A 16,614-nucleotide genomic window follows, 5' to 3' on the forward strand; every position below is an offset into this window, starting at 1 on the left:
AATAGTCCTTTAACTATTTAGAATGAATAAAATTTAATAATGTAGACCATTTATGATAAATATTATTTAAATCTTTTATTTTTATGTTTTATTTAACTATACCATTTATATATAACTTTTCTTGAGTTATGATTAAGGTGCTGCGAAATATTATTTTTATAGTCTCATTGACATTACCAAATTTATATTGTATTTTGAAATTGTAAACGTTTTCTCTACAAACCAATGGAGGTGTTATTAATGGTTAAAGAGTATATTATGTCAATCGATGAAGGTACAACGAGTACTCGTACAATTATTTTTGATCGAAAAGGTAATAAAGTTGGAGATGCTCAAAAGGAATTTACCCAATATTTTCCTCACCCAGGGTGGGTTGAACATGATGCAAACGAAATTTGGAACGCTGTATTATCAACTGTCGCTACTTGTTTCATTGAGTCAGGAATTAAACCTGAACAAATCGCAGGGATTGGAATTACAAATCAACGTGAAACAACTGTCATTTGGGATAAAAAAACTGGTCTTCCAATCTATCATGCAATCGTTTGGCAATCACGCCAAACCGAATCTATTTCTGAAAGTTTAAAAAAAGAGGGCCTTTCTGAAGATATTCATCAGAAAACCGGCCTATTAATCGATCCTTACTTTTCTGCCACCAAAATTCGTTGGATTTTGGACCATGTTGAAGGAGCCCAAGAACGGGCAGAAAATGGCGAATTATTATTCGGTACTATCAACACTTGGTTATTATGGAAACTTACTGGTGGCGATTCTCATGTTACAGACTATACAAACGCAAGCCGAACAATGCTTTTTAATATCCATGATTTAAAATGGGATGATGATATCCTCAAAATTTTAAATATTCCTAAAAAAATGCTGCCAGAAGTTAAACCGAATTCGGAAATCTATGGCTATACTCAAACCTATCATTTTTATGGTAGTTCCGTCCCAATTTCCGGAATGGCCGGAGACCAACAAGCTGCATTATTTGGTCAAATGGCATTTGAACCAGGAACGGTCAAAAACACTTATGGAACTGGTGCCTTCGTTGTTATGAATACTGGTAAAGATATTAAATTATCCGAAAATAATTTATTAACAACTGTAGCATATGGAATTAACAATGAAGTTTATTACGCTTTAGAAGGTAGTATTTACGTTGCTGGATCGGCAATTCAATGGTTACGAGATTCTATGAAATTAATTGACTCTGCTCCTGATTCATATCAAGCAGCGATGGAATCGAATAGTGGCGATGAAGTTTATGTAGTACCTGCATTTACGGGTCTTGGCGCTCCTTATTGGGATCCAAATGCAAGAGGTGCTGTCTTTGGATTAACTAGAGGAACAACTCGTAATGATTTTATTAAAGCAACTTTGCAATCCATTGCATATCAATCACGCGATGTATTAGATACAATGCATTCTGATACGGGAGTTGATATTCCTGTTTTAAAGGTAGACGGGGGAGCAGCTAATAACGATTATTTACTACAATTCCAGTCTGATATTATCGATATTCCTGTTCAAAAAGCTAATAATCTTGAAACAACAGCCCTCGGTGCTGCGTTCTTAGCCGGATTAGCTGTTGGTTATTGGCAAAACATCGATGAAATTATGCAAGAGTATTCTGAAGGAAAGACTTTTCAGCCAAACATGGAAAAAGAAAAACGCGACAAATTATATGACGGATGGAAAAAAGCAGTCACTGCAACTAGAACATTTGAAAATAATTAGTCAATAAAAATAGAGGTGAATAAAATGAATTTTTCAAAAGAAACACGAAATTCAATTATTGATCATTTAAAAAATGATCAATTAGATGTCTTAGCAATTGGTGGAGGAATCACCGGTGCTGGAGTTGCAATTCAAGCCGCCGCCGCTCATTTAAAAACAGGTTTAATTGAAATGCAAGATTTTGCTGAAGGTACTTCCTCACGCTCAACCAAGCTGGTACATGGAGGAATCCGTTATCTAAAAACTTTTGACGTTGAAGTTGTTTCAGATACTGTTCAAGAACGTGCTGTCGTTCAAGGAATAGCACCTCACATTCCGCGCCCTAAACGAATGATTTTACCAATTTATGATGAACCTGATGCAACTTTTAGTATGTTTTCAGTAAAAATTGCGATGGATTTATACGACCGTTTAGCAAATGTTACCGGAGAATATGCAAATAAAGTTGTTTCAAAAGAGGAAGCTTTAAAACTAGAACCAAATTTAAATCCGAAAAATTTATTAGGTGCAGGAATTTATCTAGATTTTGAAAATAACGATGCTCGATTAGTTATTGAAAATATCAAACAAGCTGCTGCTGATGGAGGTTTAATGGCTAGTCATGTTCAAGCCATTAAAATTAACCATGATAGTCAAGGCCAAGTAAACGGAGTTCATGCAAAAGATCTTTTAACGGGTGAAGAGTTTGATATCCATGCTAAAATTGTTATTAATACTGCCGGTCCTTGGGTTGATCAAGTTCATAAATTAGATCATGATTTCCACGGTCCTGAAGAAATTCGTCCTACTAAAGGAGTTCATTTAGTAATTGATAATTCAAGGCTTAAAGTTCCTACTGCTACTTATTTTGATACCGGCAAACAAGACGGCCGAATGGTTTTTGTAATCCCACGGTTTAATAAAACTTATTTTGGAACGACTGATACTGATTATCGTGGAGATTTTAAACATCCCGAAGTTACTCAAGAAGATGTTGATTATTTGTTAGAAGTAGTTAATAATCGCTTCCCGGATGCTCATCTTACAACTAATGATATTGAAGCTAGCTGGGCTGGTTTAAGACCATTACTTTCTTCAAATGGCGGTTCTGATTACAATGGTGGATCTAAAAAGGCTATCTCTGAAGAGAGTCTTAAGAAAGTCATTGATACTGTTAACGAATATCAAGCAGGAAAAGTTGAACGTAGAGACGTTGAAGACGTATTAAACAACCTCAAGAGTGCTCAATCTGAAAAAACAAAAAGCGCATCTTCTGTCTCCAGAGGAAGTTCTCTCACTGTTGATCCAGATGGACTTTTAAATCTAGCCGGTGGTAAAATTACTGATTATAGAAAAATGGCCGCTGGAGCATTAAATAAAATAAAAGATTTAATGGGATCTAAATATAATACTGAAGTCCATTTAACTGATTCGAAAAAATTACAGGTGTCTGGCGGACATTTTGATCCTTCTAAAGTTGACGAAAATATTAAGAAATATGCCCAGGTTGGTATTGACCATGGCGTTGATTCTAAAGAAGCAACCAAATTTGCTAACTTATTTGGTTCTAACGCACCAGAAATGTTTGAAATGGCTGATCATGTAAAAGCTGCTCCGGGTCTTAGCTTAGGTGAAACTTTAGCTCTTCATTACTCAATGGATCATGAAATGACCCTTACTGCGGTCGATTATCTTTTACGTCGAACTAATCATATTTTATTTGAAGCAGATACCATTGATCAAATTAAAGATCCTATTATTGATGAAATGGCTCTTCATCTTAAATGGGACAATGAAAGAAAAGAACAAGAAATACAAAATTTAGATCAAGCTATTAAAAAATCAGAGCTTGATTATCTTAAAAGATAGAGGTTAATATATGAACACATCTGTAATTACCCAATTATTAGGTGAATTTTTCGGAACAGCAATTTTAGTTTTACTAGGTGACGGTGTCGTTGCCGGCGTTAATTTAAAAAAATCAAAATCAAATGGTGCTGGTTGGTTAACAGTAACTTTGGGATGGGGTCTAGCGGTTACCTTTGGAGTATATATGGTTTCATGGATGAGTCCAGGACATTTAAACCCTGCAGTTACTCTTGCAATGGCTATTGCCGGCAAGTTTGACTGGGCTTTAGTGCTTCCTTATGCGATTGCTCAAATTCTAGGTGCAATAGTCGGAGCTGTTCTAGTTTGGCTAACATACTTTCCACATTGGGCTGAAACCGACGATAAAGATGCAATTTTAGGCTCTTTTAGTACTGAACCTGCAATCCGTAGTTATTGGGCTAACTTTTTTAGTGAATTAGTTGGAACATTTATTCTAGCATATGGTTTATTAGCTCTTTCGAAGAATAGTTTTGCAGGTGGTTTAAATCCAATTGCTGCTGGTTTGTTAATTGCAGTCATTGGTATCTCCTTAGGTGGACCTACAGGATATGCGATCAATCCAGCTCGAGATTTAGGTCCAAGAATTGCTCATCAATTTTTACCAATTGCCAACAAAGGCGGTTCTGATTGGGCATACAGTTGGGTTCCTGTCTTCGGACCATTAGCAGGAGGAATAGTTGCTGCTTTATTATTTAATGTAGTTAGCATTATGAGTTAATTTTTAAAAAATATCTGATCATCAAAAAGCCTTATCATCGTTAGATTTATCTAACAAAGATAAGGCTTTTATAGTTAAATTAATTAATTTTACGTTTTGGATTAAGAATCCCAAGCGGATCAAATAAATTTTTAATTTCATGCTGAATTTGATCGACATTGCTTCCAAGTTCTTCTACTGTCCATTGATTTTTAGACATTCCGACCGCGTGTTCGCCAGAAATAGTTCCACCCAAACTCAAAGTTTTTCTAAATAGCAATCTAATACCTTCAATTACATTATCAGGTGCTTCGGATTGTCCATTCCATAGGAATGTTGGATGTAGGTTCCCATCTCCTGCATGTCCAGCCGTATAAATCATAACATTTTGGTCTTTTGTAACCTTGGCAATGTAATCAACCATTTCAGCTAATTTGGACAGAGGTACTGCCATATCTTCCATAATATAATAATCAGATTGAGCAAACACTGCTAACAGCATATCTTGTCTCAACTTAATTAGCTTTTTAGCTTTTTCTGGGTCAGTTGTTATTTCAATTCCCCACGCCCCATTTTCTTTTAGGATTTTTTCAGAAACTTTAGGCTCCTGTTCAGAAGCGTCATCAAATCCAAAAATTAGCATTGAAGAACTATCTGATTTCGCATAATTAGTTTTCTCATACTCGTCAAGTGCCACAACTGTTTTACCGTCCAAGGCTTCTAGCATGGAAAAATTAAGACCAGACAAACGCAGTTTATTTACACATTTAGCAAGAGCTGTCATATCATTAAAGAAAGCCATGCCAGTAACAGATTTTCCTAATGGTAACGGTCTTAAGCGAACCGTGATTTCAGTCACAATTCCAAGTGTTCCTTCTGATCCAATAAATAATTGAGTTAAATCATATCCAAACGCTTGTTTTAAAGTTCGCCCGCCAAGTTTTATTTCTCTGCCGTCTGCAAGCATTACTTTTAAGCCCAGAATATTATCTTTGGTGGCACCATATTTCAAACAACTCATACCACCTGCATTAGTAGATACGTTACCGCCAATTGAAGAGATTGGTTTCGAAGCCGGATCAGGCGCATAAAACAATCCTTTTTCTCGAGCCGCATTGTCTAGCTCCTGATTGATTACTCCAGGTTCAACTACTGCAAGTGAATCATCAACATTAAGTTCTTTAATGTGATTTAATTTTTTTACTGATAAAATAATTGATCCATTGATTCCGTCAGCCCCAATAACTGTGCTTGTATCAGCTGTCTGCGGGACAACCGGTACATGAAATTTTCGAGCGGTTTTTAAAACTCCCCGAATATCTTCAACATCTCCTACCTCAACGTAAGCTAAAATTTTACCTTGAATTGAATTCTCAGCTTTCCCATTGGCACTATGATCTAAAGCTTCTTTATCATCTATATGAATTTCTGCATGTGGTGTTTGCTCTTTTAAATAATTTAAAATTTCTGAATTTGTGTATGCCCCAAAAATAGTCATTGTATACGCTTCCTTTCTTGTTTCTAAAGTAATTTTAACACTTATAGCAAGAAAAGAATCAAATTTTTACATCAAATTATTTTTATACCAACGATTCAATAATTGTATTTTGTTTAGGTCCCGGGTGAGCAATAAACATTTGAGGTTTTTGATTAGAGGTTGCAACATTAAAAGTAAATTCAACATTCGTAGCTACTCCCCAATCACCTTGATTATTAAGAGCAATTAAAGAAATTTCTGCTGCTTTTCCATATCGATTTTTTAATTTTTCAACAAAAGGATAGACAGATTGATCAGAAGCTTCTTGTGGAGACAATCCTTCTTTCATCCGGCGAACAATTTCATAAGAAAGACACCCTTTCATGATATCTTCTCCTAAACCGGTTGCTGCTGCACCTCCAACTTCACTGTCCACATAAAATCCGGAACCAGAAAGCGGAGAATCTCCAATTCGACCGGCTTTTTTCATAAATAAGCCCGATGTAGATGTTGCAGCCGCCATAGAACCGGATTGATCTAATGTTACAGCTCCAACAGTATCGTGACCGTCATATGGATGAGCGGTATCAACTTGCAGTGTTTTCACTTTCTCCATCCATTCTGTTTTAGCCGATTCTGTTAACATATTTGTCATATCAAATCCATTTAGCTCTGCGTATTTTGTCGCTCCAGCTCCCACACGAAAACTATTGTAATGTTCATGACTAAGTGCACGAGCTACTGAAATAGCGTGTAAAACATTTTGAATTCCAGCGACTGAACCCTGTGCGAAAGTATCACCATCCATAAAACCGGCATCCATTTCCACAATCCCTTCTTCATTGGGTAATCCGCCAAATCCAACTGACTTATATGCCGGGTTAGCTTCAACATCCAAAATTAAAGTTTCAACTGCATCTCCGGCCTTTCCTGAATTACTTAAAACCTTACTTGCTTCTCTTAAGCCTTCATAAGACATTTGCCAAGTTGAAATTGTTGCCCACATTATAATTTCTACTCCTTTTTTTCTCAGGAATTTTTATTCAGAATAATCATATGCAAAGATGATCAACAACCGATAATCACAAACTAATTTTAGCGTTTAAGGTACTACCATTAGTAACTTTAATTTCTACCTTTTGGTCTTCATCATTTTTTTGAATAATTGCTAATGCTCGTCCGTTAAATGTCGCTGTAGATAATTCTAAATAATTGTTATCTGGTTTAGGATTGCCACTGCCAAAGCCTAAAATTTTACCATTATTATCTAAAATTTCCACGTTTATTTTTTCATCTCTATCGTTAATAACATTTCCACTCAAGTCGCATAAACTAATTTTCAGATAATAAAGTTGTCGATTACTGTTATTCTCTTTTTCTAAATTATAAGAGATAGGATCCATTTCTAACTTAATTTGTTTCTGCTCTGTATTTGCAGTCACTATACTTGTTCGACCAACTTCTTGATCTTTATCATAAGAAATTGCCGTTAATTCTCCAGGAATGTAGGTTAAATCAAAAATGACTCGATGATTTTCATTAACCTCTTTCTTTTCAACGACTTGATCATTTAACTTAAGCTCAACAGTACTTCCTGGACTGTATACCTCTACTTTTACAGGACTTCCCTCTGAAATATTCCATGTCCAACTAGAAATAGTATCACTCATCATCCAAGGAGTTTTATTAAGCTCTTCTCCGTAATGATGGGGATTTTGTACTGCAATATATGGATCTTTTCGAATTCCAAAGACTATTTCGCGGTAATAAGAAAGTGGGCGACGAAAGCCTGTAATATCAATGTCTCCAACGTATGCTAATTGAGCCGGATACTGAGCGCCAAAGCCTCCTTCACCAAATTTATAGCCTGGAATCCCAACACCAGTTTCTCCGATATAATCCCAACCAGTCCATGTGAAATCACCTATTATTCGATCATATTTTTCTACTAAGTTCCAGTTTCTGGCAATTTCTGGTGGATATGTTTCTGTACCAACAATAATTCTCTGCGGATAATCTTTTAGATCCTGCTCATATCTTGCAGTCATATAGTTATACCCGGCAATATCTGTTGAAGCAAAAACTTGAGCAAGTTTTTTAGAGATATTAGGGTTAACAATGATTTGATCCAAATATTTATTCATGGCAGTCATAAAATCATTTACATTACCCTGCTCACTTCCTTGATTAGATTGCTGTTCAACAACTTCGTTAACAATTGAAATCAATTGATTGCCAACTGAAAATAAACCATTTACCCCAGCTAAAGTATACCTAGTAGGGTCAAGCGAATGGATAAGTTGGTTAATTTTATTGCTTATTGAAAGGCCTTGATTAGTTGCAATTTCAGGAATTTCATTTCCAATCGAATACAAAATTACACTTGGATGATTAAAATCTTTTTCAACCATAGATATAATATCCTGCTGCCACCATTCTTCAAAATAAAGACTATAATCATAATCTGATTTGCTGCGATTCCACATGTCAAAAGATTCATCCATTACATACATGCCGACTTTATCGCACGCTCTAAGTAAAGCTGGTGCAGCTGGAATATGAGACATTCTAATTGCATTAAATCCTGCCTCTTTTAAAATTCTCACTTGACGAAACTGAGCATCATCATAAGCAGCAGCTCCTAATAAGCCACTATCATGGTGAATACAGGCTCCTCTTAGCTTTGTCTTAACTCCATTAATTCTTAGTCCATAATTTGCATCAATTCGTACTTCTCTAACACCAAACAGTGTATTTGTGTGATCAATTTGCTGATCATTTTTAGAGATTAAATTAACCTCTACTCGATATAAATACGGATTATCTTCACTCCAAAGATTTGGATTTGATATCGTTATCCTTTCTTCAATTTTTCTTTCTTCATCAGCTAATAAACTAAAAGGAATATCTTCATTAATTATCTTCTGATCCGCATTATCATAAACTTCAATTTGTAAATGTAAATCTTCAACGCTATTTATTTCTTTATTTATTACTAATTGTGATAGAAAAATCGTTGACTGTTCGTTGTTGGCACTTTCAACTTTAATTTTTAAATTATCTGGTTTAAGAAAAATTTTATTTGAACTAGTCAATAAATAAACATCACGAATTAATCCGCTGCCAGAATACCAACGACTGTTTGGCATTGCTCCATTTTTTATCTGAACTCTAATTTCATTATCAGAACCATAATTCAAAAAATCATTTAATGTAACATAAAATGATGAGTAACCATATGGACGCTTAGCTGCCAATTGTCCATTCACATATACGAAAGCGTTCATATAAGCGCCTTCAAATTTTAATTGAAAGATTTGATCTTTATCCGACTTTTCAACAAATAAATTTTTTACATAAACATAACTTCCGCCATCACGATATCCAGTATTACCACCATTTAAAGTTTCTGGATCTGCAGGTTTTTCAATCATGGCATCATGTGGTAAATCTATTTTTTTAGCAGTTTCTGGAATATCCCAAATTAAAGCAAAAGAATTATGATCTTCCCAAAAATGCCAATTTTGATTCCAATTTGTTTCTTTCATTATTCACCCTTAAAATTATCTTATAAATAAAAAGCAAAGAACATCTGCCCCTTACTTTTTATTATCCTATTTACGCTCAACTTTCGTAATAGTTAATTCTGCATCATTTAGCACATAGATCCCCTCCATGTCTCCTGTGTTTAGTGCAGCAATTGCCTCGTTTGAAAGATGTAGTGATGAAATATCAAAATATATTTCACGATCGGACCAAACAGCCGAAAAACGTTTAGATGCTAAGTCGTTTTTAAGAATTAACTGATGAGGAAGATCTTTTGAAGTACCTACTACTTCTGATTGTTCGATATCAGCAACTTTTAACACTTTTAAAATTTCATACTCTGATTTTTCAGCATTATACTGAATCATCAGTGCCGCGTAATGATCAGCATTAATTAAACTGACAATCCCTGCTTGTCCTTGATTTAACTTAGTATCTTTTATATCAACTGTTATTTCTAACGCCTCTTTTGGCTCACTTTGGCGCACACCCAAAAATGATGGAGTGCCTAACTTTTCAATTGTCCGATCACTGCCGGTCAAACTTAATTTTCCTTTTGAAATGTTAAGGCGATCACCCAAACTATCTCGTAAAGTTAACCATTCAGCGCCCAATTTATCATTAGAAAATTCATCAACAAATGGCATAATTTTTTGTTCACCAATTGTTTCAGCATGATTATAAAAATCAGTTAAATCAACTTCTTGAGTTGGAACTCCGTGATATACTTTTGGCCAATCCTCCGACCAATCAACAGGATAAAGTAATGTTTCTCGGCCAGTATTAGTTATTTTAATAAACTCAACTGCGCTTGGACGAGTTCCTAAACACGTCATCCACCAATTACCTTTAGGATCTTGAAATAGATCAGCATGTCCAATATTTTGAAGAGGCTCTTCTGCCCGATCTCGATTAGTAAATATTGGATTTACTTCAAGCGGTGCTTCATATGGCCCCCATAGTTCGTGACTGCGCTGCATTGTAATCATGTGACCTAATCCAGTGCCACCCTCAGCTATTAATAGATAATACCAATCACCTCGTTTAATTATATGAGGTCCTTCGACATCTCGGCCTCCAGTTCCCTTAGTTAAAACTTTTGGTTCAGTTACTAGATCGCCGGTTGTCAGATCAATTTCAACCTGCTGGATTGCTTTAGTTCCTTGATCGTCAATGTAGCCCGTAAATTGAACATACGTCCGATCGTTTTCAAAATATAAATCTGGATCAATTCCTCTGATCTCAACTTCAACTCTATTTGGTTCCCATTCAATTTCTTCTTGATCTTTATTTAATTGGCCTTTAATAATAATTGTTTTGAATTCAGAAAAATTAGTTGTTATTACATAAAAGAATCCATCATGATAACGAATATTGACAGCAAAAATTCCTTCATTCGATTTAGCCTGTCTCAAGTCTGCTTGCTCAGGATAAATTGCGATACCTTGCATTCTTGTCCAGTTCACAAGATCCTTACTCTTTGAAACAGCAATTCCCGGATAGTACTCAAAAGTACTATTTACTAGATAATAAGTACCATCAACTTGAACGATACTCGGATCAGGATACATGCCCCGCATAATGGGATTTTGATACGTTTTACTCATTAGAATTCCTTCCCTTGACCTGGAACAGGTGTTTTTTCCAGTAATTGGTTAATTTTCTTTAAATGATCTGGTTCAATATTTATAAACGGAAAATTTAAATCAAGCTTAGTAAGTGACATTTTAGCTAAATCACTATTCGGATCATTTTTGAAAAAGTTTAAAATTGGATCAATTTTATCAATTTCACTGACTAGATTTTCATTTGCTAAAATTTCGGTAACTGGAGTGTCTGGATGATAAGTTTCAATATAATTTTCTGTTGGCTGATAACTAATTTCGTAGTTTCCAGCTTGTAAATCGAATTTACCATTAGAATATTCCTTATCATTAACTTTAACTGAAACTCCATTTGAACGCGGTAATTCAACATGAACATTGACGCCAAAAGGAATTGTTAAACTAAGATTAATTGTATGATTTTCATCAGTTTCAATTTTTGTATTAACTGAAAATTTGCCATACGGAGTTTCAAAATACCCAGAAACTTTTGGAAGACGATAATCAAATTGAGGAGCAAAGGTAATTTTTTGATATCCAGGAGTATGACCATTAATCCCTAAAAGATATTTGTATGTCCACTCCATGACAGTGCCCGCACTATAATGATTAAGAGAATTCATCCCTTCAGGATTCATTGAGCCATCCGATTGAACTGAATTCCAACGCTCCCAAATAGTTGTTGCACCTAAATTCACTTCATTAAGCCAACTTGGATAGTCATCATTTAGAAAAATCTTAGTTGCTAATTTATGCTCGTTAAAGCGAGATAAAACCGTACATAGATATGGAGTTCCAACAAAACCTGTCTTCAAATGATCGTTATCTTTATGTAAACGAGCGACTAAATCATTAACAACTCGCTTGCGGTATTTTGGATCAACTAAATCAAACTGCAGTGCTAAAATATAAGCAGTTTGAGTCTCCAGTGCAAGTCGCCCTTTCGGTGTAATATATTCAGCTTGAATTTCATTTTTAATTGCCTCAGCTAACTCAGCATATTTTTGCTCATCAGTAAACTGATTCAAAATTTTTGCAGTCTGAGAAACAATTAAACTTGAATAATAGTAGTAAATCGATGCAATATAGTCTTCATCGGTTTTACCAGTTGGCATGGCAGGATTTTCACCATCTAAAGCAAGCCAGTCACCAAACTGAAAAGGACTAACCCATAAATTTGGAACTTGCGTATTTTTTGTAATCCAGTCAACCCACGATTTCATTGATTGATAGTTTTGCTTTAAAATTGCTGGATCGCCATAATCTTCGTACATATTCCATGGAATAATTGTAGCGGCATCACCCCATACGGCAGCTCCCCCATCATTTTGGCCCATTGCCGGAGCATACATCGTTACCATTCCATCATGCTGCTCTTGCTCAACGGAAAGATCACGCGCATATTTTTTGAAGAAAGCAAAAACGTCCATATTTAATGCAGCGGTATTAGAAAATATTTCTGCATCTCCTGTCCAGCCTAATCTTTCATCGCGTTGCGGACAATCAGTCGGCACATCAAAGAAATTACTTTTTTGACCCCAAATTATATTTTGGAAAAGTCGATTTACTTTTGGATTATTAGTCTCAATATTGCCGGTTTCTGCAAGATCGGAATACATAACTGCAGCTTGATAGTCTTCTTTTCTTAAAGGTTTGGTATTTCCTTCAACTTTCACATAACGATAACCAAAATATGTGAAGTGTGGTCTTACCCACTTTTCTACTCCATCAGAAACGTATTCAAAAGCTGCTCTGGCTTCTCGAAGATTATCTCGATAAAAATTGCCTTCTTGGAGAATCTCACCAAATTGAAAAATTATTTTAGTACCTTTGGGTTCTCGATTATAAAATTCCAGCCAACCTGCTTGGTTTTGCCCAAAGTCAAGTACTTGTTCATTGGCAGGCGTTGAAATAATCTCATTTACTGACAATTTTTCTTTAACTTTAATTGGTAAACTAAGCCGATCTTGTAAAATGTTTTTATCATGATTAACTTCTACTGCTTGCTGCCAATCGCCAATCTCAATTGTTTCATCGAGGTCTTCACCATAATAAATAGCAGATTTTGTAATTTGACCGCTTGTTGTCTGCCAGCTTTGATCAGTAGAAATTACTTCGTGAGTGCCGTCTTTGTAATCAAGATGGTATTCTGCAATTGCTAACTGCTGATCACCATAAATACAATCTTTTCCTCCATCAAATCCGTAGTTTCCTTTATACCAGCCGTCACCACAAGAAATCAAGAGTTCATGATTACTTTCTTTAAGTAAAGAAGTAACATCATAGGTTTGAACCTGAACCCATTGATCGTAAGCTGTAACACCTGGGGTTAAGAATTCATCTCCCACTTTTTGGTGGTCAATATACGTTTCGTATAATCCTAAACCAGTTATATACAAACGTGCTCTTTTTACCTGCTTAGAAACCTTGAAATCTTTTTTGAACAGTGTGTTTTGAATATTTTTATCTGAATTACCAATCCAGTTTGCTTCAAAAGATTCATTCATTTTCCCAGTTTCGAAAAAGGATTCAGCTTCAACCTCTTCATCATCAGATTTAACAGCCACTAAAACTCGGTAATGTGTGCGGGACTTTAATTTTAAATCTACATCAAAATAATTGTTATTAAAATCAAGCCAGTCGCTTTGCCAGCAAGGATCTGGATTTTCGTCAGAATAAATACTTAACTTCTTTGTTATTGCAAAAAATTGATCAGATTCTACTTTAAATTCTACCCGTAGATCATTTAACTGAAATCCAACAGGTTCATGCATGTGATTAATTAAAATGGAACTTATTTTCATTGGTTAGCTCCTACAACTTAGCTCGAAAATCACCACAGAAAGGATCAACTGGATTAATTCCTTCGAATGATTCTTTACCCATCAATTTTCTAATCACTGCATCAATGCTTGCCTCATTTCCTGTGTAAGCATTGATAAAAGTAGAAATATCTGGGACATCAAACAAATGGTAAGGATTCGCCGTTGAAACAAAAACCGTTGGAATTGATTTCATAAACCAAGGAGCATCAGCAGCCATTAAATGAATCCAATCTAAACGGGTTGTCGTCTGATTGCTTGCTGTTTCAATATTAGCTACGTATAACGCTAAATCAAATTTTTGTTCTAAATCACTAACACCTTCTTCAAAAATCTCATGAAAATCAAGATGCTTATGATCAAAAAGATTCACTTCAAAACCTTCAGATTCCAATTTTTCTTGGAATAGTCCTGAAACGTGACCCCCTTCTTTAAAGCCGCCATCATCACTATCTCCAAGAACGACAAGCCGAATTCGTTTATATTTATCAGGAGTGATTGGTAATAATGAGTCTTTATCTTTAACCAAAGTAACTGATTTTTTGGCAATTTTTTTGGCAATCTCTTGATGTTCGTCAGAATGGAGATCGATTTTAGCTGGTATTTCTTGGGTTAATTCTTCTTCAGTGTTCATAATACCCTGAGCAAGTTTAGTACCTAAAATTCTCATTACCGATTCTTCAACTCGTTCAATCGATAAAACTCCTCCATCGATTGCATCATGAATATACTGATAGTCTTCATCAATGTTTTTATTGAATAAAATCATATCAATTCCCGCATTAATTGTTGCCGGCAATAGATCTTTTCTAGGCATTGTCGTGTTGTACCCTAACATTGGTGTAGCGTCAGTAATAACTAAGCCATTGAATTTCAGAACATCACGCAATAAGCCATCAATTAGAAGTTTTGAACTTGATGCTGGTCGTAAATCTTCATCTGAAATTCCTGGTTCTAATTTACGCTCCCAAGCTGGCTGCATAATATGTGCAATCATTACACTTGGAACCCCCTGTTCAATTAATTTACGATAAATTTCACCATAGGATTCCATCCATTCTTCAGCTGATAGTGAGTTAATTGAACTCAACAAATGCTGGTCTCTTTCATCAACTCCATCCCCTGGAAAATGTTTAATAACGGGAATAATGTTATTTTCTTCTAATCCTTTAATTTGTGCTTGAGCCATTTTTAAAACTCTGTTTTGATCGCTACCAAAAGTTCGCGTATTCATAATTGGATTACGGAAATTTTTATCAATATCAACGATCGGTGCAAAAGACATATTGCCACCAACTTGGGCTGCTTCACTACCAGCAACATTACCTAATTCATAAGCACAATGAGCATCATCAGTTGCTGCCATCTGCATAGGAGTTCCTAACCAAGTACCTTCAGAAACTAATCCATTTCCACCTGATTCAAGATTTGCAGCCATTAATAAAGGGATCCTACTTGTTTCTTGCGCAATAGAAAATTCCCTTTTTAATTTTTCAGCTTGGTCAGGACGATACATCATTCCGCCTGGCTGATACTTCTTAATAAACTCAGCGATATCAACTGTATCCTCATCTTGTCCAATGACAAAAAACAACTGTCCTACTTTTTCATCTACTGACATTGTCTTTACTTTATTTTCAACATATTCAACTTGTTTTTGATTCAAAAAATATGGTTTTTTGGTTAAATCTAACATTCGGATCCTCCATTTTGTACTGTTTCCGTTTACATTTTAAAATAATAAACTTGTTTTAACTATTGCGAAAAATTACAATTAATATGTTCATTTTACAGAAATAATACTAATAAGAGGATGATATAAATGGATCTGGAAATTTTAAACCAATTGCGCCAAAACAATAAACCTCGTGACTGGGAAGAATTAAAACCAATGATGGAACCGCCAAAAACAGGAAAATTCAACGATAATCCCGTTTACGAATTTTTTTATACTTTAACAGATTCATTAGAAATTAATCCGCAGAGCATCGGAGTTTCAGTTCAGCCTGTTAAATCTTATATCCCTTTTCATATTCATAATTATGTTGAAATAACAGTTCCTTTATTAGGTGAGTGTACAGTTGTTACCAACAAAGAAGAAATTTTAGTTAGTCAAAATAATATTATTATCATTGGAAATCACACTACCCACACAGTTAAACCCATTGAAGACGGAGCAATAGTTGTAAATATCTCATTAAAAGGTAGTGCTTTTACTCTCAATGACTTTAACTTTATGCAGCAAAAAGCGTCCGGTCAAAATATTTCAAACATGCTATTCTCTCTGCTTTCCAATGAAAACTTAGGAGAAAATACCTATAGTCTTTTTAAGACATCTCATGTCGTGCCTATTATTAACAGTATTTACGACATTATTAGTGAGTATTACCACCCTGATATTCAGACAAATCAAATAATTCGTTTAGAAATCCTGACGCTCTTTTCTCGTTTAATTAGAGCTGCATCAAAATCAAATGCCAACATTAAAATAAACAACAAAGCTTCAGGTAATAATTTATTATCATTATTACTTTATATTGAGCGTAACTACGCAAATATTACTTTAGAACAAATGGGGCATCATTTTGGTTTCAATCCTAATTACCTTTCAAACTATCTAAAAACTCAAACTGGCATGTCATTTATTCAACTAGTTCATCTTCAAAGAGTTAATGTTGCAGCAGAGTATCTCGTTTATACAACAGCTCCTATTGATCAAATCTCCTTAAAAATTGGTTACGAAAATCCGTCTTATTTTTATAAAATTTTTAAAAAAATTCTTAATTCATCTCCTTCTGAATATCGTAAAGAACATCAAGTTTAAATAATTAAACTGTGAAATGAACATAAATTTAATAC

Annotated in this window: 10 protein-coding genes; 4 read left to right on the forward strand and 6 right to left on the reverse strand. The window is 34.9% G+C overall.

Annotated features, from left to right (window positions below; genetic code table 11):
* Nucleotides 1–240: 240 nt before the first annotated feature.
* The 3 genes from glpK to R8749_RS05965 are packed head-to-tail and all read left to right on the forward strand — an operon-like array spanning nucleotide 241 to nucleotide 4,327.
* The gene (gene glpK, locus R8749_RS05955) at nucleotides 241–1,740 is read left to right on the forward strand and encodes a glycerol kinase GlpK (protein ID WP_317694928.1); all 1,500 of its coding nucleotides are present in this window, start codon (nucleotides 241–243) and stop codon (nucleotides 1,738–1,740) included.
* A gap of 24 nt (nucleotides 1,741–1,764) precedes the next feature.
* Nucleotides 1,765–3,588, forward strand: coding sequence for a type 1 glycerol-3-phosphate oxidase (gene glpO, locus R8749_RS05960; protein WP_317694930.1), 1,824 nt, complete (start codon nucleotides 1,765–1,767; stop codon nucleotides 3,586–3,588).
* Between the two features lie 10 nt (nucleotides 3,589–3,598).
* Entirely contained in the window at nucleotides 3,599–4,327 is a 729-nt protein-coding gene (locus R8749_RS05965; RefSeq protein ID WP_317694931.1) for an MIP/aquaporin family protein, read from the forward strand.
* Between the two features lie 79 nt (nucleotides 4,328–4,406).
* Here R8749_RS05965 and R8749_RS05970 read toward each other — a convergent pair whose 3' ends face one another.
* The 6 genes from R8749_RS05970 to R8749_RS05995 all read right to left on the reverse strand — a co-directional run bounded on the left by R8749_RS05970 (nucleotide 4,407) and on the right by R8749_RS05995 (nucleotide 15,451).
* Nucleotides 4,407–5,804, reverse strand: coding sequence for an FAD-binding oxidoreductase (locus R8749_RS05970; RefSeq protein WP_317694932.1), 1,398 nt, complete (start codon nucleotides 5,802–5,804; stop codon nucleotides 4,407–4,409).
* A gap of 82 nt (nucleotides 5,805–5,886) precedes the next feature.
* Nucleotides 5,887–6,789: a glycosylasparaginase gene (locus R8749_RS05975; RefSeq protein WP_317694934.1), complete on the reverse strand. Its 903-nt coding sequence runs from the start codon at nucleotides 6,787–6,789 to the stop codon at nucleotides 5,887–5,889.
* 76 nt (nucleotides 6,790–6,865) lie between these two features.
* A complete protein-coding gene (locus tag R8749_RS05980) occupies nucleotides 6,866–9,331 on the reverse strand; it encodes a glycoside hydrolase family 2 TIM barrel-domain containing protein (protein ID WP_317694935.1) in 2,466 nt (821 codons plus the stop codon).
* A gap of 66 nt (nucleotides 9,332–9,397) precedes the next feature.
* Nucleotides 9,398–10,936, reverse strand: coding sequence for a glycoside hydrolase family 43 protein (locus tag R8749_RS05985; RefSeq protein ID WP_317694937.1), 1,539 nt, complete (start codon nucleotides 10,934–10,936; stop codon nucleotides 9,398–9,400).
* Nucleotides 10,936–13,737: an alpha-L-rhamnosidase gene (locus tag R8749_RS05990; protein ID WP_317694938.1), complete on the reverse strand. Its 2,802-nt coding sequence runs from the start codon at nucleotides 13,735–13,737 to the stop codon at nucleotides 10,936–10,938. The genes R8749_RS05985 and R8749_RS05990 overlap by 1 nt, the downstream gene beginning before the upstream one ends.
* 10 nt (nucleotides 13,738–13,747) lie before the next feature.
* The gene (locus tag R8749_RS05995; RefSeq protein ID WP_317694940.1) at nucleotides 13,748–15,451 is read right to left on the reverse strand and encodes a glycoside hydrolase family 3 protein; all 1,704 of its coding nucleotides are present in this window, start codon (nucleotides 15,449–15,451) and stop codon (nucleotides 13,748–13,750) included.
* Nucleotides 15,452–15,577: 126 nt separating this feature from the next.
* On the opposite strand from R8749_RS05995, the gene R8749_RS06000 reads away from it, so the two are divergent.
* On the forward strand, nucleotides 15,578–16,579 hold the full coding sequence (locus R8749_RS06000; RefSeq protein ID WP_317694941.1) for an AraC family transcriptional regulator: 1,002 nt from the start codon (nucleotides 15,578–15,580) through the stop codon (nucleotides 16,577–16,579).
* The last annotated feature ends 35 nt before the right edge of the window (nucleotides 16,580–16,614 follow it).

The organism is Xylocopilactobacillus apis, assembly GCF_033095965.1.
Lineage (GTDB): Bacteria > Bacillota > Bacilli > Lactobacillales > Lactobacillaceae > Xylocopilactobacillus > Xylocopilactobacillus apis.

What these genes read in the sequence shown, in the direction of transcription:
- glpK (WP_317694928.1), top strand. Translation starts at nt 241, where the DNA reads ATGGTTAAAGAGTATATTATGTCAATCGATGAAGGTACAACGAGTACT.
- glpO (WP_317694930.1), top strand. Translation starts at nt 1,765, where the DNA reads ATGAATTTTTCAAAAGAAACACGAAATTCAATTATTGATCATTTAAAA.
- R8749_RS05965 (WP_317694931.1), top strand. Translation starts at nt 3,599, where the DNA reads ATGAACACATCTGTAATTACCCAATTATTAGGTGAATTTTTCGGAACA.
- R8749_RS05970 (WP_317694932.1), bottom strand. Translation starts at nt 5,804, where the DNA reads ATGACTATTTTTGGGGCATACACAAATTCAGAAATTTTAAATTATTTA.
- R8749_RS05975 (WP_317694934.1), bottom strand. Translation starts at nt 6,789, where the DNA reads ATGTGGGCAACAATTTCAACTTGGCAAATGTCTTATGAAGGCTTAAGA.
- R8749_RS05980 (WP_317694935.1), bottom strand. Translation starts at nt 9,331, where the DNA reads ATGAAAGAAACAAATTGGAATCAAAATTGGCATTTTTGGGAAGATCAT.
- R8749_RS05985 (WP_317694937.1), bottom strand. Translation starts at nt 10,936, where the DNA reads ATGAGTAAAACGTATCAAAATCCCATTATGCGGGGCATGTATCCTGAT.
- R8749_RS05990 (WP_317694938.1), bottom strand. Translation starts at nt 13,737, where the DNA reads ATGAAAATAAGTTCCATTTTAATTAATCACATGCATGAACCTGTTGGA.
- R8749_RS05995 (WP_317694940.1), bottom strand. Translation starts at nt 15,451, where the DNA reads ATGTTAGATTTAACCAAAAAACCATATTTTTTGAATCAAAAACAAGTT.
- R8749_RS06000 (WP_317694941.1), top strand. Translation starts at nt 15,578, where the DNA reads ATGGATCTGGAAATTTTAAACCAATTGCGCCAAAACAATAAACCTCGT.